This is a genomic window from Parasphingorhabdus marina DSM 22363 (assembly GCF_900128895.1).
Lineage (GTDB): Bacteria > Pseudomonadota > Alphaproteobacteria > Sphingomonadales > Sphingomonadaceae > Parasphingorhabdus > Parasphingorhabdus marina.
In genome coordinates this window covers 245,935-270,044 of sequence record NZ_FSQW01000001.1, presented here as the reverse complement: position 1 = coordinate 270,044, position 24,110 = coordinate 245,935, and the positions used below count along the sequence as shown (strand labels likewise).

The 24,110-nt window shown below is 55.6% G+C and carries 19 protein-coding genes; 10 read left to right on the top strand and 9 right to left on the bottom strand.

Annotation, left to right across the window (positions count from 1 at the left end; all coding sequences use genetic code 11):
- Positions 1 to 14: 14 nt before the first annotated feature.
- On the bottom strand, positions 15 to 935 hold the full coding sequence (locus BUQ90_RS01375) for an alpha/beta fold hydrolase (protein WP_074203369.1): 921 nt from the start codon (positions 933 to 935) through the stop codon (positions 15 to 17).
- 143 nt (positions 936 to 1,078) lie between these two features.
- On the opposite strand from BUQ90_RS01375, the gene BUQ90_RS01370 reads away from it, so the two are divergent.
- On the top strand, positions 1,079 to 2,230 hold the full coding sequence (locus tag BUQ90_RS01370; protein WP_074203368.1) for a carbon-nitrogen hydrolase family protein: 1,152 nt from the start codon (positions 1,079 to 1,081) through the stop codon (positions 2,228 to 2,230).
- Between the two features lie 12 nt (positions 2,231 to 2,242).
- Here the strand turns inward: BUQ90_RS01370 and BUQ90_RS01365 are convergent, their stop codons facing one another.
- Positions 2,243 to 3,655, bottom strand: a complete 1,413-nt coding sequence (locus BUQ90_RS01365) for a flavin monoamine oxidase family protein (RefSeq protein ID WP_074203367.1) — start codon at positions 3,653 to 3,655, stop codon at positions 2,243 to 2,245.
- Positions 3,656 to 3,729: 74 nt separating this feature from the next.
- Here BUQ90_RS01365 and BUQ90_RS01360 point away from each other — a divergent pair, with 74 nt between their 5' ends.
- Positions 3,730 to 4,485: a hypothetical protein gene (locus BUQ90_RS01360; protein WP_143182686.1), complete on the top strand. Its 756-nt coding sequence runs from the start codon at positions 3,730 to 3,732 to the stop codon at positions 4,483 to 4,485.
- Positions 4,486 to 4,492: 7 nt separating this feature from the next.
- Here the strand turns inward: BUQ90_RS01360 and BUQ90_RS01355 are convergent, their stop codons facing one another.
- From BUQ90_RS01355 to BUQ90_RS01335, 5 genes are all read right to left on the bottom strand, one after another.
- A complete protein-coding gene (locus tag BUQ90_RS01355) occupies positions 4,493 to 5,302 on the bottom strand; it encodes a hypothetical protein (protein WP_074203365.1) in 810 nt (269 codons plus the stop codon).
- Positions 5,303 to 5,397: 95 nt separating this feature from the next.
- The gene (locus tag BUQ90_RS01350) at positions 5,398 to 6,351 is read right to left on the bottom strand and encodes a hypothetical protein (RefSeq protein ID WP_084192421.1); all 954 of its coding nucleotides are present in this window, start codon (positions 6,349 to 6,351) and stop codon (positions 5,398 to 5,400) included.
- A 65-nt stretch (positions 6,352 to 6,416) separates the two neighbouring features.
- The gene (locus BUQ90_RS01345; RefSeq protein WP_074203363.1) at positions 6,417 to 8,969 is read right to left on the bottom strand and encodes a polynucleotide kinase-phosphatase; all 2,553 of its coding nucleotides are present in this window, start codon (positions 8,967 to 8,969) and stop codon (positions 6,417 to 6,419) included.
- A complete protein-coding gene (locus BUQ90_RS01340) occupies positions 8,962 to 9,774 on the bottom strand; it encodes a nucleotidyltransferase domain-containing protein (protein ID WP_074203362.1) in 813 nt (270 codons plus the stop codon). Before BUQ90_RS01340 ends, BUQ90_RS01345 begins: the two co-directional genes overlap by 8 nt.
- A gap of 5 nt (positions 9,775 to 9,779) precedes the next feature.
- Positions 9,780 to 11,189 carry a 3' terminal RNA ribose 2'-O-methyltransferase Hen1 gene (locus BUQ90_RS01335; RefSeq protein WP_239447325.1) on the bottom strand — a complete coding sequence of 470 codons (1,410 nt, stop codon included), beginning with the start codon at positions 11,187 to 11,189 and terminating at the stop codon, positions 9,780 to 9,782.
- 443 nt (positions 11,190 to 11,632) lie between these two features.
- On the opposite strand from BUQ90_RS01335, the gene BUQ90_RS01330 reads away from it, so the two are divergent.
- From BUQ90_RS01330 to BUQ90_RS01300, 8 genes are all read left to right on the top strand, one after another.
- Positions 11,633 to 11,854 carry a hypothetical protein gene (locus BUQ90_RS01330; protein WP_239447324.1) on the top strand — a complete coding sequence of 74 codons (222 nt, stop codon included), beginning with the start codon at positions 11,633 to 11,635 and terminating at the stop codon, positions 11,852 to 11,854.
- A 76-nt stretch (positions 11,855 to 11,930) separates the two neighbouring features.
- Positions 11,931 to 16,463: an RHS repeat domain-containing protein gene (locus tag BUQ90_RS01325; protein WP_084192420.1), complete on the top strand. Its 4,533-nt coding sequence runs from the start codon at positions 11,931 to 11,933 to the stop codon at positions 16,461 to 16,463.
- Positions 16,464 to 16,531: 68 nt separating this feature from the next.
- Positions 16,532 to 16,897 (top strand): hypothetical protein, encoded by a 366-nt coding sequence (locus BUQ90_RS17505; RefSeq protein WP_143182685.1) that lies wholly within the window; start codon positions 16,532 to 16,534, stop codon positions 16,895 to 16,897.
- 147 nt (positions 16,898 to 17,044) lie between these two features.
- On the top strand, positions 17,045 to 17,884 hold the full coding sequence (locus BUQ90_RS01320) for a hypothetical protein (protein ID WP_204244723.1): 840 nt from the start codon (positions 17,045 to 17,047) through the stop codon (positions 17,882 to 17,884).
- The gene (locus BUQ90_RS01315; protein ID WP_074203359.1) at positions 17,881 to 18,762 is read left to right on the top strand and encodes a ThiF family adenylyltransferase; all 882 of its coding nucleotides are present in this window, start codon (positions 17,881 to 17,883) and stop codon (positions 18,760 to 18,762) included. The genes BUQ90_RS01320 and BUQ90_RS01315 overlap by 4 nt, the downstream gene beginning before the upstream one ends.
- Positions 18,696 to 19,940, top strand: coding sequence for a hypothetical protein (locus tag BUQ90_RS01310; protein WP_143182684.1), 1,245 nt, complete (start codon positions 18,696 to 18,698; stop codon positions 19,938 to 19,940). The genes BUQ90_RS01315 and BUQ90_RS01310 overlap by 67 nt, the downstream gene beginning before the upstream one ends.
- Positions 19,941 to 20,044: 104 nt before the next feature.
- Positions 20,045 to 21,037 carry a GNAT family N-acetyltransferase gene (locus BUQ90_RS01305; protein WP_239447323.1) on the top strand — a complete coding sequence of 331 codons (993 nt, stop codon included), beginning with the start codon at positions 20,045 to 20,047 and terminating at the stop codon, positions 21,035 to 21,037.
- Positions 21,034 to 22,011: a hypothetical protein gene (locus BUQ90_RS01300; protein ID WP_074203356.1), complete on the top strand. Its 978-nt coding sequence runs from the start codon at positions 21,034 to 21,036 to the stop codon at positions 22,009 to 22,011. The genes BUQ90_RS01305 and BUQ90_RS01300 overlap by 4 nt, the downstream gene beginning before the upstream one ends.
- Here the strand turns inward: BUQ90_RS01300 and BUQ90_RS01295 are convergent.
- Both BUQ90_RS01295 and BUQ90_RS01290 read right to left on the bottom strand, forming a co-directional pair.
- A complete protein-coding gene (locus BUQ90_RS01295) occupies positions 22,008 to 23,648 on the bottom strand; it encodes a c-type cytochrome (RefSeq protein WP_074203355.1) in 1,641 nt (546 codons plus the stop codon). The two genes, BUQ90_RS01300 and BUQ90_RS01295, sit on opposite strands and share 4 nt — an antisense overlap.
- 144 nt (positions 23,649 to 23,792) lie before the next feature.
- On the bottom strand, positions 23,793 to 24,107 hold the full coding sequence (locus BUQ90_RS01290; RefSeq protein WP_074203354.1) for a hypothetical protein: 315 nt from the start codon (positions 24,105 to 24,107) through the stop codon (positions 23,793 to 23,795).
- Positions 24,108 to 24,110 lie beyond the last annotated feature (3 nt).

The window sequence follows — 24,110 nt, the reverse complement described above, 5'->3', positions numbered from 1 at the left end:
ATTCCTGGTGGCCTTCACTCCGCGAGAAAGCTGCGGACGGCAGCGGCCAGTTTGTCAGTGTGCAGGTCAAATCCGCCCAGCGTGATTTCGGGAAAGTGGATCAGCCGGGAGTCGTCGAGATATTCCCGGGCGGCCTCGGTTTCTTCCTTCAGGCTGCCGGCACTGGTGATCAGCAACACCGGCTGCGTGATTTTCGCCAGCCGCCGTTCGGAAGGCCAGGTGAAGACCGCATGATAGGCTTCCCAGCAATGCGGATAACATTGCATGGAATCGTTGAAATGCGCCTGCCCACGTGTCTGGCTCAGGCCGACATCGGTGGCCGCGGTGGTGAACTTCCAGCGGGAGAGCAGGTGGGAACCATCCGCTTCCACCGGTTCGGGTCTGGCATTGCGGTCATAAGCGGCTTTCCGCTCCTCCCCGACAAAAAAGGGCAGTCCCGGCAAGGCGAGCCGCCGGACCAGCTGCGGACGGATCACCGCCAGTTCCGCCGCGATCAGGCCGCCGGTATGATAGCCCAGAACATCGATTTTCTGGTCCGCGTCCGTGCCGATCGCAAGGGCGTCCAGTGCGGCAGCTGCAGACCGGGCATAGTCGCCTATGGACGGCAGCTGTTCGGGCCGGTCCGAATCGCCATAACCGGGCGTATCAATCGCGATCACCGTCCGGTCCGTGGCCATGACCTTCATGAACGTGTCAAAATAATCGCCCGAATAAGGCGTCGGATGAAACAGAACGAGCGGCGGATTGGCGCCGGGGTGCGTGGGTTCGGCAATGCGGACATGGACCTGTCCGAACGGGCCGGGCACAAAATCGCGCGTGATCCGGATGTCGGATCCCGATTCCGGGACGGCTTCGGAAGCATCGGCAGGTGACACGATGAGCGCACCGGCCAGAAAAGTGACTGCCCATGCGATGCTGCTGGCCCATTGATTCATTCTCTGCTCCGCTACCTGTGATCTCCGGAAAGATGACAGGAAAATTCCGAAAGTCAAAATTTGTCTGGACAAATTCTGCCGGAGCGTGAGATGCTTGCCGCACATTATGGGACGCGGTTCCGGACCGCAGCGGGAGAGAGATGATGAATTTCCGTCAGATGATTTTACCGGCAGCCATTGCTGCGGTGGCTTTTGGGACCGGGGCGATCTGGACCATCCATGGGCGAGCGGATGCCGAACAGGCGACGGCAGCAGAGATGCCAGTGCTGGTTCAACCGGATGGCAGCTATCCGGTCAAGCCGCTGGCGAAAGACAAGATTGTGCTGAAAGTCCTGCAGACCACGGTCGATTCGCTTTCCGATTTCCCCACGGTCGAGGAGGGCCTGGAGCACAATCTGCAGCATATGGAAAAAATCGCGGCAGAAGCCTGTTCGACCGGGAAAAAGCCGGATTTCCTGCTCTATCACGAATTCCCTCTGACCGGATATTCGGGCGGCAGTCGCACTGAAAAGCTTAAATATACGGTGAAAATTCCCGGTCCGGAAACCGAGCGACTGGGCAAGATTGCGAAGGATTGCGACACCTATCTGGTGTTCGGGACCTATGCCACGGATGACGACTGGCCGGGCCATATCCTGAGCATCAACACGGTGATCGGCCGGGATGGCAAGGTCGCCAAGGCCTTCTGGAAATCCCGCAATATCAAGCGGATATATCCCGACCGGGAAATCACCACGACGACAATCGAGGCCGTGCGGGACAGATATCGCGCGATGTACGGACCCGAGGAGGAGTTTCCGGTGCTGCAGACCGAATATGGCAATATCGCGGTGAGCACGGTGCAGATGGATCCCTTCATCTTCGCCGCCTTTGCCATGCGCGGGACGGAAATCATGATCCGGACCGCGACCCTGTTTGCCGAGGAAGACGTGACGTCGATGGCGCGGATCAACAATTTCTATTCGACCATGACCAATATCGCTTTCCCGCCGACCGACAAGTACAAGGCCGGGGAGTCGATCATCGTCGGGCCCAACGGCGAAATCCTCGCCAAGGACCCCAGCCTCGACAAGGACGGAATTATCGAGGCCGAGATCCCGATTGCGGAGTTCCGCAAGGGGCGGAAAATCCCCAATTATGCGCTCGACATGGTGCAACCGGTGCTGGCGCAATATGTCCAGGAATTCCCGCTCAACCATCTCGACGTGCCGCGCGACCAGCTACCGGAAACGGGAGCGGCAATGAAGGAACTGATGGAAAGCGTCAGCCGCTTCAACCACCCGCCAAAGGATTGACGGGGCGGCTATTCAGAGTAGCGACAGCACCCGTCCCGCGGCGCGTTCGGCGGTTTCGAGGGCACCTTCCATGCCGGGATTTTCCTGCGCCAGATGCTCGCCCGCAAAATGCAGGCGTTCGCCCTGATATTGGCTAGCCGCGGCAAGGGCCGCGCCCTGTCCGGTGCCGATATGATGGTAGATGCCGCGCGCAAACGACTCCTTCTGCCAGCTGAACATGCGCAGGAACCGGAGCTTGCCTTTGGCGGATGGGCGCGCCTTTTCGATTCGGGCGATGATGGCGCGCCCGGCCTCGGCATCATCCATCCGATCCACTGCCGCCGCCGCCGCGCCGTTCAGCCAGACCTTGATCATCGCCGGATCCTCGCCGAGCACGAAGACCCGGCCGAGCAGCGGATCGTCGCTCCAGATTGTTGCGGGCAGACCATCATCCTTCCAGAACGGATCTCTGGCGGCAATATAGGCAAAGCTTGCCATGGTGTAAGGCAGATTGCCGGTCACGGATCGCAGGGCGGGGGGCAGGTCCGCTTCAATCCGCATGTCCCGCATCACTGAAAAAGGCGCGGTGCAGATCACATGCCGTGCCCCGAACTTGCGGCCGTCGGCCAGACCCAGTTCGACCCCATCGCCTTCATCCTGGATCACCCGGACATTGCTGTTCAGCAGGATATCGCTCTTCAGCGCGCCGGCCATCGCATCGGTCATCCGCTGCGAACCGCCACGGACGTAGCGGGTGGGCCCGCTGCCGGCGCGGAAGGCGGCAAGGCTGCGGATCATATGCAGCGCCGACTGCCCCTGCAGGCTGTTGCCGTTGAGATTGGCCTCGATCAGCCGCATCGCCTCTTCAGAAGCCCCCTGACCGGTCAGATATTCCTGCAGCGACACATCGTGCACCTGCATTTCCGGGTCCATCCAGTCGGTCACCTTTTCCAATTTCGGGAGGTTTCGCAAATAGGAGAAGAACAGCCGGTCTGGCGGCGTGTCTTTCTCGGCAGCACTCAGCCGATTGATGTCTGAAGCCGGCCATTGCGCGGCCGTCAACGAGCTGCCGCCGACATGATAGAGCGATCCCCGGCCCGATGCAGGCGGCTCGTATCGTTCGACGCCAAGCCGGTCGGCAATGGCATGAAAGCGCCGGTAGCTGCCCCCAATCTGTATGCCCCCGGCATCCTGTCCGCCGGGCAGATCATCCAGCGTATAGAGCCGCCCGCCAATCCGGTCATTGCCTTCCAGCAGGATGACCTTGTACCCGGCCTGTTCGATCAGGCTCGCGGCGTGCAGACCGGCCAGACCGGCTCCGACAATGATGACATCGGCGGTGGTGCTGCTCCATGTCCGGCGGGGCGCGGCGCAGGCGATCAGGGAAGCGCTCAGACCACCGATAAAGACTCGGCGGGAGACGGAAGAAGCTGGGTGATGTTCCATGGGCGGATATTGACAGACAGGCGATTGCCAAGGCAAGAGAAATTTGTCCGGACAAACTTTTGGGAATTCAGATCATGCACCTCTTTTGGAAAACCGCCCTGCTGGCACTGATTGTGGTCGTCGCACCGGCACATGCTGCGGACGAGCCGGACGGAGCCGCGATTCTGGCGATGGCGCGCGAGGCAGCCGGCGGGGATGCATGGGCCAATGCCCAGACACTGCAATTGTCGGGACACGCAGTTTTCTATGGCCGGGCGGGTCACAAGCCGCGGTCGGTAGCCAGCGACTACCGGATGTGGCGCGAATTTGATCGCAACCGGACGGTTGCTCATGGCGCCGATGGCAAGGTCCGGATCATCGCCCGCTCTGCCGAAAGCCTGCTCTTCGAAGTGGGTTATGACGGCGAGACCACGTGGACCGAACGGGGAGTCACACCCAAGGCTGAAGCGGACAAATTCTGGGCCAACAATTTCGGCTTTGGCATTATTCGTCAGGCCAACAAGCCGGGCTTCACCGCTCTCCGCCTCGCCGACGATACCCATGATGGTCACCCGCTCTACATGGTCGAACTGACCGATCCAACCGGCGGGACGACCCTGTTCGGGATCGACCAGAAAAGCGGCTATATCCGCACCATGGGTTTTCGCACGCCGCGTGGCTGGCACCTGAGGACCTATGACGATTTTGTCGAGCTCGCCAATCCGCGCTGGGTTCAGGCGCGCCATGTCACGCTCTATTATGACGGGCGCAAGTCCAATGAGGTGTTCTGGACCAACACTGTCGTCAACGCATCTATTGACCCGGCTCTGTTTACGCCACCGGCGGAATGATCCGCCTCTAGCCGCGAAACGTGTCGGAGGTGATTTCCGAAGCCCGCTCGGCGCCCTTGATCGTGCAGCTGGCCTGCATCCAGCGCAGGTTCAGTCCGATCCGGCTGGCATTGATGTCGGCCCAGCTGTAGCTCACTGCGCGCTCCGGATTGTCGGGTTTGTGCACGTAGAGCACCATGCTCGGGCGATTGGTGCTGGGCGGCGGCCAGTGGACCGCACGCATGCGCAGGATGATTTCCTCTGCCCCGCTCTCCCCGCCGCCAACCGAAACGCGCCCGCCCTGGTCATGCAGATTCAGCTTTTGCACGAACAGCCAGTCGGTGCTGCCATCCGGCTTCTTCGCCTTTTTGGGCACCGCGGCCCAGCATTCCACGTCCCGCGCCCGATTGAGGACGGTCTGGGTCCCGTCTGCCAGACGCAAGGTGAGGGCATCTTCGGTCACGCGGATAATCTGCCAGTCCTGATTGCACGCCATGCGGTTCTGTATCCGGGCATAGGCCCAGCCCTGGTCCGAGCGTTCGAAATTGCGGGCGCAATTGTCGACGGTGATCACGTCCTGTTCGGCGCCGCTGTTTACCGTCACCGTACGTTCCGCCGACAGCGCCTTCCCGAACTTGTCAATCTCTGTCACCGTCATGCCATTGTCGTCCGCCGCAATGCGCAGACCTGTCCAGGGCGGCGCTTCCCGGCCGGCATCGGCCTCGAAATAATTCTGTTCCTCGTTGGTAAAGGTCCCCGTCAGCGCTGTGGCCAGATCAGGATCCTTCTCCTGTTGCGCGGCCAGGGCAAGCATCGAAAGCGTGGTGGTAAAAAGCATGGACAGTCCTCACGGATAATTTGTCCGGACAACATGAAGGAGAATGGGGTGTTTGGCAATGGCGTGCCGCAGGAGGTCCGAACCGGCAGGATTTCTTACGGTTTCAACAAAAACTGCGCTCTTTCCCTCACTGGCCTGGAACGATCATCAACATGCCGAAGGGCCAGTTCCCTGGCGTCGGGAAACATTTCCGGATTTTCGATTACAGCCGAAATCGCGGCTTTGCGCACAACTCCGGAACGATCTTTCAACCCGGCTTTGACAAGACCGGTAACAGAAAGAGTATGACTGACATTCCGATGTTCAAACAAGGTCTTTTTCCTGCGGATGCCCAGCGGCTTTTCCACCCATTGCCACTCGTATCCCACGACCCAGCTGGCTTTGCGATTTAACAGGGTCTGCAGTGCCAGGGCACGCACTGCAGGCTGAACCGCTTCGGATGACAGCAGGGCAAGGCAAGGGTCCAGACTGGGCTTCTTCAGTGCTTCTCGCAGGACCGATGCCAGCGGACCGGTCATTCCTTGCGCCAAAATCAGACCAACCTTTTGTGCAACATCTCGTCGGGCGAGACAGGCATCCAGAATCTCATGTTCCGCACCCCATCTCGTCCAGCTGGATTTGCGAGACAGAAGCGGAATTGCTGCTTCGGCGATAATGTCCGCATCCGTGGCGGGAAACGAACGATCCGCGCAATAGGCGGCAGCTTTCCGTACCTGAGGCACCCAGTCATTCAAGCGCCAGGCTATGGAAATGAAGGCAAATGGCGTGGGAAGGCTGTTGCTGATTCTGTTTAGTGCTGCCTGTCTCAATTTTCCATCGCGATGGAAAATGTACAGATATTTCAGACCATCATGACGGTCAAGAATATCAGCCATACTGGCAGTTGGGGAGAGAGCACCTGGCAAAGTCGGGTAATATCTCGGATATCGATGAAGTTCACAGGCATCGACAATTTCATGTTCGGCCTTGGCAATCGACCCGGGAGGCAGCGCCCATAAAAGAGGCAGGGCATCATCCAGTTCGCGTGAGATATCCGTTCCGGTCCTCAACCCGGAACCGATCCTTTGCAAGCAATTGACCAATTCGACAGGTAGCACTGGTGATTTTCTTTTCGTCATAGCCTCGGATCGACTGGCTCGCTTTCCATGGCCAGGACACCGAAGGCACATTGGTGCACATGGCTGAACGGTGCATTCTCCACGAAGCGGTGCAGCCCTTCCAGTCCGAGGGCAAACTCGCGCAATGCCATGCGCCGCTTCTGCCCCAGTCCGCGTTTGCGAAGTCGCTCGAGGTTTTTTGGCATGTCATAGTCCGGACCGTAGATGATCCGCAGATATTCCTTGCCCCGGCATTTGATTGCCGGTTGTACCAGTCCTTTCTTGCCGCGCACAACAAATTGCAGTGGCTTGACCACCATGCCCTCTCCGCCTTCAGCGGTAATGTCTTCCCACCACTGAATGGCATCACTGACCTGCTTGTCATCAGCAAGGTCAACTTTGTGGAATGGCGTGGCTGCAATGAGCCCGCTTTCGGCCACGGCCAGTCGATGGGCGCGATCCATATGCCACATATGGTCCTTGTCACTATGCACTGCATCGCCGGATGCCAGCAGATGGAATGGCGCGATTTCAATGTCGTCGATAGATGCCGTTTCGCCAACATAGTGGTTATAGGCTGTGCGATAACCCTGGGCATTGGCCAGCCGCTGCGATGACCTGGCGTACAATTCATCCACTTCCACACCACGCTGTTTTGCAATTTCGAGCAAGGCTGTCGTTTCAGACAAGCCCGCCACCGCTGCGGCTCCAACCGGCGCGTATTGCTGGCTGATCAGGCTGCTGGCCTTGAGGTTCCACGGCATGATCTCGGCGTCCCAGAGCACCCAGTCCGATTCAAGCTCCTCCCATAGACCTGCTTTCTGCATCGCCATGTCCAGACGATCCAGAACGGTTTTTTCCAGTTCCGCGTCCGGGAAAAAACGCCTTCCTGTTCGGCTGACAATGATACCTCTGGAGCCATCATCGACATCAAAGCGTTTCGATGCAGCCTCGGCATCGCGTGCGAGCGTGATCAGCGCCCGTGATCCCATATGTTTTTTCTCAACAACAACCGAGCCGACTCCCTGTTCGCGGTAGTAAGCAAAGGCTTCCTCCGGACGCTCAAGCCAGCCGTCTTTGCCACTCGTAGCCGGGGGCGACATGGTGGGTGGTAAATGCACCAGCCAGCGCGGATCGGCCGCGAAACGGCTCATCACTTCGAGCGCTGCTGCGCTTTCGTCCTCACGCACGATGACCATGCCCATATCGCGGGTTTCGATGGCCTGTTTGCCCAGCACATGTTTGATGTTGAGCTTTCCGGCGTCATTGTCCTCAGCATTCGGCGCAGCATCCAGTGGTTTGACGGGTTCGTAGTAGGTTTTCTCGGCCGGAACCTCGACCAGCTCCATTTCCGGATATTGCAGGGCGGTCAGCTTGCCCCCGAACACGCAGCCGGTATCGATGCAGATGGTGCCGTTTGTCCACTGTGCTTCCGGCACAGGCGTATGCCCGTACACGACCTTGGCTTTGCCTGAATATTCGGCCGCCCAGTTATATCGGACAGGCAGACCATATTCGTCTGTTTCTCCGGTGGTTTCGCCATACATGCAAAAACTGCGGATCGCGCCGGACGCGCGCCCTTGCATTTCTTCTTTGAGACCCGCATGCGCCACAACGAGTTGGCCCTCATCAAGTACATAGTGGCTGATCAGGCCATCAAGCCATTCCCGCATGTCCTGACGGAAGTCCTGGCTCTCGGTGCCCAACTGTTCGATGGTCTCGGCCAGGCCATGGGTTTGTTTGACATTGCGGCCATCCAGATAGCGTTTCAGTTTGTCATCGTGGTTGCCAACCACCGCCAATGCGGTGCCTTTGTCGACCATATGTTTCGCAATCCGGAGCACATCAGGCGAGCGCGGTCCGCGATCAACCAGGTCACCAACGAAAACGGCTTTGCGCCCTTCCGGAGCGGTGATCTCCGGTTCGCCGTCCGTCCAGGATACCCCATAGCCCAGCCTGACGAGCAGCGTTTCCAGTTCATCAGCACAGCCATGCACGTCGCCGATAATGTCAAACGGCCCTGTTTCCTCACGCTTGTCATTCCACAATTTGGCTCGGGAGATGGTGACAGCGTCAATCTCGTCAACCGATTTGAGGATATGGCGCGCCCGGATACCTTCGCGCTTCAGGCCGCGCAGGGATCGCTTCAGATCAAGCATCTGCCGTTTCACCGGTCCCGGTCCGAATTGCCTGTCTGGCCTTTGCTTGTTGCGTTCGATGGCCAGCTTTTCCGGAAGCTGGAACACAATTCCCACGGGTAAACAATGCCATTTGCGGGCCAGTGCCACGAGCGATTTGCGCGCGTTCGGCTGGACGTTGGTTGCATCCACAACGGTGAGCTTGCGGTTTTTCAGGCGTTTCTCGATCACCGCATGCACAAGTTCGAACGCATCGCCAGTCACGGACTGATCGGTCTCATCATCCGACACCCAGCCGCGAGCGGTGTCAGAAGACACCACTTCGGTGGGTTTGAAATGCTTTGCGGCAAAGCTCGATTTGCCGGTGCCCGATGCACCGATCAGGAGAACCAGCGAGAACTCGGGAATGGATATGTCTTTTGTTTCAGTCATGTTCGGTTACTTTGATTATCTCTCTAAACAGCCGATCAGCGGCTGGCCGAAGATCAGTCTGGTCAGGCTTGAGTGTTTGAGCGATGGCTCGCGCTTGCGAAAACTCGGACATGACCAGATCATCGATCAGCGGTTCACGCGACCCGTCGCCCATCTCTTTGCTTTTGCTTTTTTCTTCCAGCAGGCGCGTCAGACGCATTGTCACCTCGGCATCCAGATCAGTCCCGTCCATAAGCGCCTGAAAGTTCATCGGCGGGATCGATTCAGGATGCATTCTTGTCCACCTGATCGCCAATGCCGGACGCACTACATAGAGATACTTTTTCAGACTGATTTTTTCCCTGCCATCGACATAGGTTGCCCACTGCCGCTCGCCGAGACGGCGATAATGGTTCAAACAGGCATTGCCGTGCGCAACTTGCTTCGAGAACGTGATCAGCTTGCTGCAAATATCGTCATCCCAGCGATAGCGCACCGGACTGGACAACCATTCCAGCAATACAGGGTTGGGTTTCAGCAAAAGCCCCATCGCCTTTTTGATATCCCAACCGTTTACGTCCCAATCGCCCTCCAGTGGCCGTTCAATCACATCGCGGCCGGGATGGATTGACAGATACCAATCTGCGGGGCGGGCATAGACAAACCGCACGTCATAGTCGCTGTCGGGAGATGGAAATCCCCAAGCACGGCTGCCGCTTTCAATGGCAAAAAGGAGACGCACATCCTCCGTCCGTTCAATCTCGTCCAGTTGAGACAGGATTTCGGCACGTATCTCCGGCGTGATGGAGGAATGAAATTCGATCACGTCTCTCACCCAGCCGTTTTCTTGAATATTGCCATTTGAGTTGGTGCGCCATGATCGGGATGTACCTCGCCAATTGGTGCGAAGGATACGGAATAGCCATATTTGTCGCCGCAAGTGACGGCGTAGCTTTCATATTCCTGGCGTGTCCACTCAAAGCGGTGGTCCGGGTGCCGCAAAACACCCTCGGTCAAACCTTCAAACAGGGTATTATACTCCCTGTTTGGCGTGGTCATGATGACGGTATTCGGCCGTGCGTACCCGAACAGGGCATCGGAAAAAGCGGTCAGACGTTCTGCATCCATATGCTCGATGACTTCGATGACCGTTGCCGCATCGAATCCCTTCAGGCGATCATCGCGATAGACGAGCGAACCCTGGACGAGTTCAATGCGCTCTCTTTGACGATCACCCATCCGTTCGAGCTTCAGGCGTTCTGCCGCAATTGACAATATCTGCGGCGACACCTCGACGCCCAGAATTTTCTGGAACTGGCCTTGCTGGATCAGACGGCGTAACAGTTTCCCTTCACCGCAGCCCAGGTCTAGCATGGACGAAGCACCCGATCGTTCCAGCTCTGCCAAAACCGAGAGCATGCGCTGTTCGTTGAGGTGAATGGGCCTTTCGATGACCTCCTCGGCTTCATCCTTTTTGGCGATTTCTTCAGCTGGCTCGGGCTCGACGCTGTCTTCCAGCTGCCGCAAGGCTGCACGTGAAAGCGAGCGAAAGCGCAAATAGCGCTTCGCGATCAGATCCTTGTGCGGATGCTCCTCGAGCCAGCCTTGGCCTTTGCGCAGAAGTTTTTCGACTTCGGCGTCGCCGATGTAATAATGCTTGTTGGCATCGAGCACGGGAACCAGCACGTAAAGATGGCTGAGCAGGTCTGCGATCTTTTGCTTTCCCCTCACGACCAGCGATATATAGGGGCTATCACCCCAATCAGGATGCTGTGGATCAAGGGGAACCGAGCCGGTTTCCACTTGATAACCCAACGGTTCAAAAAGCTGTGCCACGATCTGCCGGTCACCACGAACCGGCAGCGGGGAGATTTTCGCCTCCAGTTCTATCGGTGTTTCAGCCAGTTCCTGCCTGTGCTTTGATCGCCCGCTGAGCGTTGTGCCAAAGGTACGGGCCAGCGCAACCGAAAGCAATGATGAAGCCGCATAGGGGCGATCATTGACATACTGATCTTCCGCTCCGCGCTGGCGGCCCTTGCCGCGCACGAGCTGAACCGGATCAATGTCAAGCATGAGCGCAGCCGTACATTTCTCTGCACTGGCTTCCGGATAGAAAACCGTCGCCTTGCCGAAAGCCAGATCGACTTCATGCAGATTATCCGGGTTTTTCATCAACAGAAAACCCAGATCGGATGCCGGTTCGTGTGTGGTTGATATGGTCAGCAGCATATTGTCTTGCATCCAATAAAAAACCCTTCCGGATGGATTTGTCCGAAAGGGTGAAAGTCACTTGCACTGTTCAAGAAAAGATCAGATTTCACCCAGCTCCGTCAGATTGAGTTCATACGGTTTCTGCGCACAGGCTGTCTGTCGCAATAACGCGATCGCTATTCTGCCTGCAAAACGTGTCCCGGTTGAAATCATGTCAGGTGAGATCGCTGAACCAGCTGGATTTGTCAACGGGTCGTGTCGAAACAGACATCTCTATGCAAAGTCCGTTATAGGCGCAGAATCGGACATCAAAAATAAATATCTAAATGTGTTCTCGAACAACAGTTCGCCCAATATGGGTGTTTTTCACTTGTCCAGTTCATTGACACTTTCGGCCCAGCGTGTTGCTTTAGGTGCGCAATAAAACAAAACAGAGTCGCAGTTCATCCTTTACTCCCGTAAGGAGAATTGTTTTGAAGAAGACCTTGCTCACCGGTGCCGCCTTGATTGGAATGTCCGGTATCGTCCACGCCGCCGAAACCCAGAAATATACTTATGATGCCAAAGGCCGTCTGGTGAAGGTTGAACGCACGGGCACCGTGAACAACGGCGTCAACACCGAATATGAATATGACAAGGCCAATAACCGCGACCGGGTAAAAGTCACCGGTTCTGCCAACCCGCCCCCGCCATAGCAACGCGCCCGCTTGATGCGGGCTTTTTTGTGGCTGGCTTGGGAAGCCGGCCGAGTTGCCGAGGAGGGGATTTTCAATGCAGGTATCTACACCGTCTAATCATACTCTTGCCTGGATCAGCGCAATGTTCGCGATCCTGTTAGCAGTGCTTGCTGTTCCGGCATCGGCACAAGAAGTGCCTGTTGCACCTGTGATCGACAATGGAGACAGCAACAGTGTCGATGTTCTCACCGGCTTTTTCAATGCACGTCAGAGCTCTCTCACGATCGGTGATCTCTCGTTCTCAGCCAACAATCGCGGAGCTGGTTGGGCGCCTGCTCTGCGCGGATCCATCCGCAATGGCACAGGCGGCGTGAGCAAGGTCATCAGCATTGGCGATTACACGGAAAACTTCACCTATTCGGGCGGCGTCTATTCTTCGCAACAAGGGACCGGTGCAACGCTGACCCAAGCTGGCTCCACTTGGACCTATACTTCCTCTGACGGAACCGTCGCTTACTTCACATCGCCAGGCAATGCGGAATATTATTACGGCAATCCGCTGGGCATCATCAGCACACTCACCCGTCCCAATGGCGCGAAGATCACCTTCCACTATGTCTATGGACAGGTTTGTCGGGGAAGTACTGGTGGAGGCGGTGGCCCGGGTGGTGGGTTAGGCGGCCAGTCGGCAGCTGGCGGTTCTGCATTGAGCAGAAACTCTACTGAACCTCTACCCAATCCATCTCCAGTCGGCACCACAACACCCCCGGCATCTTCGAACAACTCCAACCCCGGCAGGCCAATTCTTGGCGGAGGCGGTACCACTCAGTTCTCTGGCTGCTCAATCCCGGTGGACAACTATGTCCGCCTGCAATCGGTGACATCCAATTCCGGTTATCAGATCAAGATCCATTATGCCTATAATCAGGTCCTGCAATTCATGGACGTGAACCTGCTGGATGGCTGGTTTGAGATGAAAGAAGCGATCGCGATCAACAATGCGGTCGAATATTGCAATCCGACTGCCAACACCTGCAGCGTCAGCAGCACTTGGCGCAAACGGGAATATACTGGCGCGTTCCAAAATATGATTGATCAGGCCGGTGAGACAACCGTTTATACCGGCGGATCAAAGGTGACCTCGATCAAGCCGCCAGAAGCCACATCGCCAACCACAACGGTGACTTATACGAGCAACAGAACTGCAACGCTCGTTCGAAATGGCCGCACATTCACCTACAGCTACTCCGACAGCGGCGGCAACAGAACCACAACTGTCACAGAATCCGGTGTGGGTACGCGCACTTATGTCAGCAACATCGCGACCGGCCGTGTGACATCGGTCACCAACGAGGTCGGCAAAACCACCAGCTTCCTTTATGACAGCACTGGCCGGGTGACCCGTACCACGGCGCCCGAAGGCAACTATGTCAATCTCACCTATGACAGCCGCGGCAATGTCACAGCTGCGGCGCGTGTATCCAAGCCGAGCTCGAGCCTGGCAACCACAACCACAACAGCATCGTTCTCGTCCAGCTGTACCAATGCCAAAACCTGCAACAAGCCCAACTGGACCAAAGATGCGGCTGGTAACCAGACGGATTACACTTACAGCAGCACCCACGGCGGACTGACCAAGGTGCGCCTGCCGGCACCGGCCAGCGGTCAGGCGCGGCCCGAGATCAATTACACCTACTCTGCCATCTACGGCAAAAAGAAGAACGCCAGCGGCGTGTTCGTGACCGAGACAACACCGATATATCTGGTGACGGCGATTACGCAGTGCACCACCGCCGCCACCTGCTCTGGCAGCGCAAACGAGTCCAAGGTCACGTTCAGCTATGGCGGGATCAACAACTTGCAACTGCTCTCGACCACGCGTTCTGCGGGCAATGGCACGCTGGCGGCCACGACCAGCTTTACCTATGACAGCTATGGCAACCTGCTGACCGTCAACGGTCCGCTATCTGGAACAACGGATACAGCCACCTATCATTATGATGAGAAGAACCGAGTCATTGGCGAGATCGGTCCCGATCCGGATGCGGGCGGCGTGATGAAGCGCCGGGCAACCCGCTATACCTATGATGGTCGCGACCGGGTGACCAAGGTCGAGCAAGGCACCGCCACAAGTTCCACGCTGGCTGCGCTCAACGCCATGTCGGTGCTGGACACTGCTGAAAACACATATGATGTGAATAGTAATCTCACCAAAACCACGTTCAAGGGGGGCAGCACAACGCTGGCCGTCACCCAGTACAGTTATGACAGCGCCAGTCGCCTGCAGTGTACCGCGCAGCGCATGAACCCCGCGGTCTTCGCATCGCTTCCGGCTTCCGCCTGCACCATGGGCACCACCGGCACCTATGGGCAGGACCGGATTACCAAGAACTATTATGATGCAGCAAGCCGGGTCACCAAGGTGCAGACGGCTGTGGGAACCACTGATGTCAGCGACGAGGTGCAATATGGGTATCGCGACAATGGCACCGTTCATTGGGTCAAGGATGGTGAAGGAAACAAAACTGAATATCTGTATGATGGTTTTGATCGTCTCTTCAGAACGCAATATCCTCACAAAACATCTACCGGTAGCAGTTCTACATCCGATTACGACGAGTACTCCTACGACAGCAATGACAGTGTCACTGGACGCGTAACTCGCGATAACAGATCGATCAGTTATACCTATGATAAACTCAATCGCGTCACATCGAGAATTTACTGGTCTGCAGCGCAAGGCCATCACGGACAAATATTTTACGGCTATGATGTCGCCGGCCGACAGACCTATGCCCGCGAAGGGTCCACTTCTGGACCTGGCCTGACCAACGCTTTTGATGCATTGGGCCGCCTAACCTCTGTCACCGACACCACCGGCGGCGGATCGCGTGTTACCAGCTATCTCTATGATGTGGCCTCGCGCCGGACGCGGATGACCTGGGGCGGCATGTATGTCACTTACAGCTACAAGACCGACGGCTCGCTCTATCAGATCAAGGAAAACGGCTCGGCAACACTGGCCACCTATGCCTATGATGCCAATGGCCGGCGTTCGTCGCTGACCTATGGCAATGGCGCGGTCACCAACTATGCCTATGACACGGCCTCCCGGATGGCATCGCTGACCAGCAATCTGTCCGGCACCACCAATGACCTGACCACGACGTTCCAGTATAATCCGGCCTCGCAGATCAGCCAGCTCACCCGCAGCAACAACGCTTATGCCTGGCAGGATCATTACAATGTGGACCGGCCCTATACGGTCAATGGCCTCAACCAGCTGACTGCAGCAGGTGCGCTATCCCTCACATATGACGGACGCGGGAATCTTACCAATGATGGCAATGGCAACAGCTATACCTATGACAATGAGAACCGCCTGATCACGGGTCCGGGCGGTGTTACGCTCACCTATGATGCCTATGGTCGGCTCGCCAAAACCACCGGCACGGCAACCACGCGCATGGGCTATGATGGAGCAGATCTGATCGCAGAGTACAATGCTTCCGGCACCGTGCTGCGCAAATATGTGCATGGCCCCGGCACCGATGACCCGATCCTCTGGTATGAAGGCACCGGTACCAGCGACAAGCGCTATCTCCACAAGGACGAGCGCGGCAGTGTCATTGCGCTCACCAACGGCTCAGGGGGTGTCATACAGCTCAATGCCTATGACGACTATGGCATTCCTGCGTCTACAAATATTGGAAGGTTCCAGTACACCGGACAGCAGTGGCTCGCAGATCTGGGGCTCTATCATTACAAAGCGCGAATTTACTCGCCGACGCTGGGCCGGTTCCTGCAGACCGATCCTATTGGATATGGCGATGGGATGAATATGTATGCTTATGTCGGTGGGGATCCGATTAATTTGGGTGATCCAGAAGGTCTGTCCGGTAGGTGCACCGGAACGCGGATATGTCCACATGGTGGCAGCAATGGCGGGGTTGTAACAGGATACAATGTTCAGAGCTTTTATTTTGGAGACCGGGAAAGTGGTCAAGAAGGGAGCGACGATAGCAATAGCCCCGGTCAGGGAGCTCACTACAGCGCTTTTACCAGCCCGGGAGGTGGAGGGGCTGCGCGCGCAATTGTAGTTACTGCCCAGAGGCGTATCGGCATTGCATTGGACAATATAAGTTCGCTTTTCAAAAGACTTGGTGTTTCGGTAATTACCCCCATTCGTAAATTTTTGCGAGTCAATGAAATTGTGGTTAAGGCTAGGAAGGAAAAGTCGCTGGCAGGTGTCGATATAGATTTGAACCTCGCTTACCCACTCGAACAACTGTGGATCGTAAATCTTCAGTTGGAGATTCTACACATTCCAGTCAAAGCCATAGAGGCTACAGATTCCTGCGGGAATGTCTTAGGGGCTATCACACCCGCTGGCCCAGTTCCCGATAACTCCCAGATTTTTGCTCTGATTCATACGCATCCAAAATGGGCACGGGCCTGGCCGGGGGCAGGCGACTACACGCAGGCACAGTCATTTCACGTTTACAATATAAATAGTAGGGGAACATGGGTGCTACCTGTTGGCGCACCTCGCGGATCGCGTCCGATTACTTTGAGTGGGCGGAAACCTTCGGTTCCGCCATCTGGAAGGGGCAAAGGTTGTAAATGAATATCTTGCACAATACGTTCATCCTGGGATTGTCGTTGACCCTGCTTTGTTCTTGCTCGCACACGTCAATGTCGAATAAAGAACTGGTTATCGTTGAAAGGACAAAATCGCTTTCCGGTTGGTTCGATTCTAGAGGGGAATGGACGCTTTTCCCAAACAAAAATTTTTCCAGTTATGACCCATATACTCAACACGAGAACAAAAAATGTGTGAGTCTCATAAATGGTACAAACCAACCGCGAGATTTCTGGCGAAAATTTGATCGCAAACAAGTGGCAATCGAAGGAAATGTCGTGCCATATGATGCACTTCAAACAGGACAAACTGATGCTGATCGTCTGCTGGCGAGGAAGTATTATGGTAGCCAAGTCGTTCACAATTTTTGTTTGAGGGACTACGTTTTTGTTGTGACAGCGATCAAGAAAGTTAAGTGATTTCTTTAGAGTTATGTTCTAGATGGGTGTGGTCGGAGGCCTCTCTATTTCATGATCTGGAAAATACTGACAGCCCCTTATCTGGACATCCGTTTCCGGCCCTCCAAGAATATCGATGTCCGGATAGTGGAACGTCCCGGCCTCTGGATGGACGAAGCAGAGGTGGAGCAATTGCTGGCCAAGTGCCAGTCTGTTGTCGCATCGTCGCTGCCGGAACCCTTGGATTATGGAATATTTGGCGATGATCTGCAGGCACGTGAGAGAACGATCATAACACTGATAAGTGACCGCGAGTCCGGTCGGCCCATTGCATTTAACGCTTTGCCGCTGATGGATGCCAAATTGGGAGCGGAAGAGATTCAGGTTGTTCATCTGGGCCTTGTGATGGTTGACCCCAATTATCGAAGTGGCGGACTTTCTTGGATTTTATATGGCCTGACCTGCCTTTTGCTGTTTGTGCGACAGCAAATGCGGCCGCTTTGGATCAGCAGCGTGACTCAGGTGCCAGCTGTTGTCGGGATGGTGGCAGAAACATTCGATAGTGTCTGGCCGGGTCAAGAAACTACATCGGCACCCACGTTTGCGCATGGCCATGTGGCCAAACAGATTATGCGCGATCATCGACATTTCTTTGGCGTCGGGATGGAAGCAGGTTTTGACGACCGACGCTTCATCATCACCAACGCATATACAGGTGGATCAGACAATCTGAAGAAGAGTTTTGAAAGCGCTGCCAAACATCGTGATGAACAGTATAATGCGCTTTGCGAAGAGTGGCTCGACTATGAAAGAGGCGATGATATCTTGCAGGTTGGGCAACTCAACCTGGCTACCGCACGAACCTATCTGATGCGTTCTGTACCCAATTCGGCACTTCCGAAACTGGCTGTTCAGCTTTTGGTGCTTGGGGTTCAGGCATTGCTGGCCCCAACCATTCAGTGGCTCGCAGCAAATAAAAGTCTAGGAAGTTTAAGGCCTGCAAAATGACTCAAGAAACATTCAGCTATGAAGAAATGACAACCCGGAATTTCGGGTTTGTAGACGCCGCAGAGCAGCAAAAGCTGCGCAATTCTTCCGTTTTCATTCCGGGAGTGGGTGGTATGGGCGGTGCAGTTTTCATGGCCTTGTTGCGCGCTGGAATCGGAAGGTTCACCATTGCTGATCTGGATGGTTTCGAAGTATCGAACCTTAATCGGCAACTCTTTGCCAACATGGATAGCGTGGGCGTGCACAAGGCGAAGGCCGCCGCCAGAGAGGCCAAAGGGATAAATCCCGGAGTCGAGATAGCAGTGCTGGGCGGAGAATGGACCGAGCAACTGGAAGAGATCGTCCCGAACCATGATATCCTGGTTAATGGTATGGATGATGCAGCCGCTGGCGTGCATCTCTATCGCTGCGCGGCAAAGCATCGACGCACCCTGATAGATGCCTATGCCTCCCCTTTGCCATCGGTAACCGTGGTCGGTCCGGACGATCCGCGTCTTGAGGAACGTTTGGGATATCCAACCGTCGGTGTGGACTGGAAGGATGTTACCGATGATATGCGAAATGAATGCCTGGTCCGCGAGATCGAATATGTCCTCACACATTCATCATCGCACAAGCATGTTGACCTTGATGTCGCTGCAGATGTGGCGGCTGGACGACGGTCTCGCTTTTCCTTTTCTACCATGGTGACCCTTGCCGGCACCATGATGGCGCAGGAAGCGGTTCATCATCTGCTCGGTCGAAATTCTGGCACCGACTATCGGGGATATTTCTTCAATCCGCATGAGGTTCGGGTAGAGCGCCCGCTGCCGTGGTTGCTGGCCGCACCCAAAGCGATTCTTGTGCGCCGCTTCCTGAAGAAAATGATGGCCCAATGATATTTACGCCGACCCTGGTCGCCGATCTGGCAATCAACCTGATTGCTCTGGGTTGTGTTTTGATTGCAACGCCAGCGGTTCGGGTTAGCACAGCGGTTTCATCCTCTTCCGAGCGCTGTTTGCAACTTCTTTTTCGGGCGATCGCCGCGCTGCTTCTGATGCGGCTCCTGGCCTGGTTCCAGATTTCGGCGATTTTCGAAATCGGCGCGTTGCTTGCTGCTGCCTGGTTGCCTTTCTTTGCCTTGTTACTGGCTGAACAGCTGCTCCGTCGCCATGCGCCCCCACTTGTTAAATGGATCGCACTTTTTGGATCTATTGGCTTCAGCCTGCTGGCCGTGATCACCGGCAGTCTATGGCCGCAATTTGCGATTGCCGCTCTTTCTGCGTTTCAAATCATCATGCTGGTTACGACAGTCGGCCTGTTGTTTCTTCACCGGAAACATGATCTTGCCCCTTCAGAGACGGCCGCTGTCGATAGTCTGGCAATGGCGATGCTGTTATCTCTCCCCTTCGCACTGGGCGATTTTCGCAGTATTTTTCCCGAACTGCCCATTCGTACCGGAGCGTTGGGAATTTTGCTGTTTGTGTTATCGGTCACACGCATACAGGCCCAGACCGCGTCGCCGCGATGGATACTGCTTGACTGTCTTGGTGTTTTTGTCTCGGCAGCATTGCTCACCATTTTGGTCACGTTTCTGGTGCCAGGTGAAACACAGACTGTGCTGGTCAGGCTTTTCTTCATCATTGCGGCCGTGATCACTGCAATGCTTGTCTTGCAGCGACAGCGCGAGTTGAACAGTCGGCGACGGCCTTCGGCTTCGCTTTTGCCAAGCTTGAGAGCACTACCTGACCAAGCCAGCTTGACGGCTTTATTGTCAGCGCACCCGACTTTGGCGAATGGCACCGTGATAGATAGTGAAGATCTCGCAATATATGACGAACAAATTGTCTCGCAATTCGCAGACTTTCGGGTCGTGTCGGTGCGCACCAGGGTCGATCAAGACGCCACGATGGCGAAAGAAAATTTGCTTGCAGCACATGCTGCATCGCATCTCGTAAGGCTGCGAAAGACGCCTCCGGAATTTCTGGCGCTGGCATGTGGTCCGCTGGGTACCGATGATGTTGTAGAAACCGAATTGGACATCGTGGCGCGTTTGGCAGAGGGAGCAGTCAAATGATCAAGTTGCATACGGGAGACCGGCAGGCTTTTTTTGATGTGCCATTCAACGTTTACGCACGCGAAGACGGCTATGTTTCCCCTTTGCGATCGGATATTTTCAGAATGCTCGATGAAAGCAAGAACCCCTTGCTTCTTGACAACAATCCCTATGCTTTCTGGACAGCACATGTCGACGGCAAGGCAAAGGGCAGAATAATTTCGCTGGTCTATAAAAAGTCCAATGCGCGGCATGGGACAAATCGCGCCCAATTTGGGTTTTTTGACTGTGCGAATGACCCCGAAATAGCGGGAACATTGCTGAACGCTGCGGAAATATTTGCACGTGATCAGGGGTGTGACGAGCTTGTCGGCAATTTTAATCTTACTGCAATGCAGCAAGCGGGAGTGATGACTGACGGTTTCGGTGCTCGCGCGTACACTGATATGATCGCAAACCCCCGGCATATCCCCGAACTGCTCACTGCCCATGGGTATGAAGCTTGGTTCCCGATGACGACATTTGAAGTGGATCTGGATACCGCCGTTCCGCCACGCGCCGATTTCGACGATCTGACACGTCGCGGTTACCATTTTGCACCGGTTGACAAATCCGAATTTCAGCAGCGTTTTGAAGATGCGCGCATTGTGCTGAACGACGGATTTGATGAAAATCCCATGTTTGTTCCGCTTACCCCGGAAGAGTTTCAATTTCAGGCCGGGGAGATGATGTCGATCCTTGATCCGCGTTTATCTTCCATTTTGATGCATGATGATCGACCTGTTGGGACTGTTATCTGTATCCCTGATCTGAACGGGTTTTTGACCGCCACCCGTTCCCGGTTCCGTCTGATGACGCCAATCCATTTTCTTCGCTACCGCTTGAATCGGCGACGGGCGGTCATCATTTTTTATTCGGTCGCCAAGGATCACCATGGCCAGGGATTGATGGGCGCGATGCTAAATCGGACAATAGCTGCCCTGCGCCAGGCGAAATATGAACAGCTTGGCATTACATGGATTGCTGATGAAAACCCGGCGAGCCTGAGGCAGATGGAAAAAATCGGCGCGCGGCCGCTGCAAAATCTGCACCTGTTTCGGAAGTCAATCCCGCAATGAGAGAATTGCTGATTTCTCTGGTCGAAGAAGCGTTGCTGGCTCCCAGTGTCCACAATGTGCAACCGGCCCGCTGGCGACTGGAAACGGATGGCGTCACACTTTTTGAGGACAAATCTCGCCGGCTTGCCATCGGTGATCCCGGCTGTAACGACGCCGGTATCAGCCTGGGCGCGGCGGCGGAAGGCTTCAGACTAGCTGCATCTGCGAAAGGCTGGACCGTGCAAGCCCATCAGACCCAACCTGAGAATGTCCCCAATCCGTTGCGGGTGGTAGCCAGATATAAACTCGAGCAAAAAGACGAACCAGACCCACTATCTGCCTTGGTGCATGCTCGGCAGTCATGGCGACGCAAATTCGTTACCCCGACAAAGGATGACAGATATGCCGCTCAAAAACTCTCGGCCCCGGATGCAATCATCGCCTCTGATCCTGAAGAATTGCGAAACCTGGCCCGAAGATATGATCATTCCAGCTACAAATTTGTGAATGACGATGATTTCAGGAGCGAGCTTCTCGGCTGGATGCGGATCAGCCGTCGTCATCCCGACTGGTCGCGCGATGGTTTGAATGCCGATGCCATGGCACTGGGCGGCATCGAGAAACTGGGGGCCGCTCTCATATTAGGGCCAGCCTTTCGACTTTGTCATCGACTGGGACTGGCTCCAGCGCTGTTGAAGGAAGAAGCCAAATTTAAAAATGCGGCGGCTGTTATCCTGTTCCACCGGCCACGGGACGAAGACCCATTTGAGAGTGGAATCCAGTTTTATCGCCTTTGGCTCAGTATCGAAGCGGCAGGCTTTGGTGCCACGGTTCTGGCAGCACTTGCCGATGATCTGGAGGCTTCCAGGGCGATCATGCGGGACTATGGCATCGCCGAAAGTCGGCGACTGGTCAGTTCGTTTCGTATTGGCAGACGTGGCGAGGAACCAACGCCGGTCAGGGCGCGCCTGCCGTTGGAAGACGTTCTGGTCTAAAGCTGTTTCAGAAACTCGATCAGATCACGCTTTTCCTGATCATTCAGCTCTTTGCCATAGTTGTGTCCACGATTTCCATTGCCCGGTTCGTCAGTCTCGATCCAGACTGGCTGCGCGAACGGCGTATATCCGGCCGGATAGCGACCTGTCCGGTTAAGGCGCAAGCCAACCAAATCGAAATCAAGAGCATGACCGCCAACCTGAAAGCGTTTTTGGCGCTGCTCCGGCGTTAGTAGCGCCCACAGGCTTGTTACTGATCCATTGTGCAAATAAGGCGCGGAAGCCCAAATTCCCGACAATGGCGGAGCCACATAACCTTGCCCGGTTGCCACCGATATCAACCCATCATAGCTGGTGTCCTGGATCGCTTCGGAAAGCTCCCGACCAAACACATCACTGCGCAGCTTGTCAGTACCCACATCACCAATCCAGTTGGGAAAGCTGCTGAGTATGGGATGGGACGGAGATTCTGCGTAGTCACCATGACATGCTGCACAATGCTGCTTGTAGACAATCGCGCCTTCCCTGGCGGCGTTCTTGTCTATTGGTCCCGGAAAGGCCTGGGGGCGGTAGCTGTGCAAAAAAGTCATCACATCAACGCCATCATCAATCGCTGTTTTTGCGACATCGGGATGCACCCCCATGCTGGGTACGGTGAAGAAGGTGGTAATCTCAGCCAGCGAACGCAAATGGGCTTCGCCAATATTCGCAGCTCCAATCCGAGTTTGGCGCGGTTTCTCGGGCACCGCATAAGCCCCGTCGACCAGCAAGCTGGTCCTCCATGTGCGATAGCTGAGATCGGGGATGGACACAAAACCCCTGTCATCAGGCCCGCCGCCGACAAGCGGCACGCCCAGTGCCGCCTTGAGCGCGGCGACTCCATTTGTGCTACCCGGAACGCCGTTGGGAAAAGGCAGCGGGCGGTCTTTTCCTTCCAGTTCAGCCAATCTCTGTCGCGCCAATGGCATAACCAGCCAGCGCAAGCTTTGTCGTTCACGCCAATCCGTCTCCGGAAACAAGGTAGTGACGGCTTCCATCAGCCTTTCGGATGACAGATGCTGCCGCGTTGCGACAAAGACGGCTTGCGTATAGGCCTCCAGATTCAGAGAACTGTTGGGCATCCCCAATACAGCTTGTTCAGTTTGCGGCGTCCCGTCAGAAGAATAGGTAACACCGGCATGGCAGGCCGCACAACCAAGATTGGAAACCATGACTTTCGTCCCGCCAATCGGGGCAATTTCCCCAAAGGTCATGCCAAGCGGCATTGTGCTTTCAGGACGCTTCAGCCCATTGGGTAAGTTTTCGATTTTGTTCGGGTAAAGAAAACCAAATCGCTTCAAAATTTTGGACAGGCTGGCCTGCGACATCGTGGCGGATGGATCGCGACGCATTTCTTCCAGAACCAGGGCAGCGGCGGCCAGCTTCCACGGCAGAGCATTGCTATCGAGGGCATCCATTGACACTCCGCCAAAGGATTCGCCGACAAAAACCGCAGCGCCCAACTCCTCGCTGGTCGCACCGATCGCAACCGTCGGTCGGGACGCAGAATCTCCCTGCCTGGTCCCGGCAAACCACAAGACTCCGCCGGCCAGCACAAAAAACAACAACCCAAAAACTGCAATCTTTTTTCGACTCATTTCAAGTACTCGCTAGCTGCCTGCGTCATTGCTCCGATTGCACTGGTGGGGAACAGTGTGCGCAATGATTGATTCTTTACAGTTGTAGGCCTCAGACAAAGCAGAGTAGACTAGTCTCCGCAAAAGCTGAATGAAGCTTGCAGGCTAGCGGAAATCATCGAGGGTCATCAAGCGCAAACCGCAACAGTACCAGAAGACCGCTTTCGCCATAGAACGGGCACCGGGAGACCAGTCATTCACCGGCCAATAGCTTCTTGAACGAAACGGATGCTTTGGGTTGTCGGCAATGAACCGAAGGACAGTGAACCAGGAATCCTCGTTAAGGAGCGAACGTCCCAGCCGTGATGCCGCTATGGCGTTGATGGCAGCATCCGCACATCCCAGGGCTTTCATCTGTCCCCACCGCAAGGCTTGCTCGACGGAATAGTTGTCGGGAGCTTGCAGAAAATGATGCGCCATTTT

What these genes read in the sequence shown, in the direction of transcription:
- BUQ90_RS01375 (WP_074203369.1), bottom strand. Translation starts at nt 935, where the DNA reads ATGAATCAATGGGCCAGCAGCATCGCATGGGCAGTCACTTTTCTGGCC.
- BUQ90_RS01370 (WP_074203368.1), top strand. Translation starts at nt 1,079, where the DNA reads ATGAATTTCCGTCAGATGATTTTACCGGCAGCCATTGCTGCGGTGGCT.
- BUQ90_RS01365 (WP_074203367.1), bottom strand. Translation starts at nt 3,655, where the DNA reads ATGGAACATCACCCAGCTTCTTCCGTCTCCCGCCGAGTCTTTATCGGT.
- BUQ90_RS01360 (WP_143182686.1), top strand. Translation starts at nt 3,730, where the DNA reads ATGCACCTCTTTTGGAAAACCGCCCTGCTGGCACTGATTGTGGTCGTC.
- BUQ90_RS01355 (WP_074203365.1), bottom strand. Translation starts at nt 5,302, where the DNA reads ATGCTTTTTACCACCACGCTTTCGATGCTTGCCCTGGCCGCGCAACAG.
- BUQ90_RS01345 (WP_074203363.1), bottom strand. Translation starts at nt 8,969, where the DNA reads ATGACTGAAACAAAAGACATATCCATTCCCGAGTTCTCGCTGGTTCTC.
- BUQ90_RS01335 (WP_239447325.1), bottom strand. Translation starts at nt 11,189, where the DNA reads ATGCAAGACAATATGCTGCTGACCATATCAACCACACACGAACCGGCA.
- BUQ90_RS01325 (WP_084192420.1), top strand. Translation starts at nt 11,931, where the DNA reads ATGCAGGTATCTACACCGTCTAATCATACTCTTGCCTGGATCAGCGCA.
- BUQ90_RS17505 (WP_143182685.1), top strand. Translation starts at nt 16,532, where the DNA reads ATGTCGAATAAAGAACTGGTTATCGTTGAAAGGACAAAATCGCTTTCC.
- BUQ90_RS01320 (WP_204244723.1), top strand. Translation starts at nt 17,045, where the DNA reads ATGGACGAAGCAGAGGTGGAGCAATTGCTGGCCAAGTGCCAGTCTGTT.
- BUQ90_RS01315 (WP_074203359.1), top strand. Translation starts at nt 17,881, where the DNA reads ATGACTCAAGAAACATTCAGCTATGAAGAAATGACAACCCGGAATTTC.
- BUQ90_RS01305 (WP_239447323.1), top strand. Translation starts at nt 20,045, where the DNA reads ATGCTCGATGAAAGCAAGAACCCCTTGCTTCTTGACAACAATCCCTAT.
- BUQ90_RS01300 (WP_074203356.1), top strand. Translation starts at nt 21,034, where the DNA reads ATGAGAGAATTGCTGATTTCTCTGGTCGAAGAAGCGTTGCTGGCTCCC.
- BUQ90_RS01295 (WP_074203355.1), bottom strand. Translation starts at nt 23,648, where the DNA reads ATGAGTCGAAAAAAGATTGCAGTTTTTGGGTTGTTGTTTTTTGTGCTG.
- BUQ90_RS01290 (WP_074203354.1), bottom strand. Translation starts at nt 24,107, where the DNA reads ATGGCGCATCATTTTCTGCAAGCTCCCGACAACTATTCCGTCGAGCAA.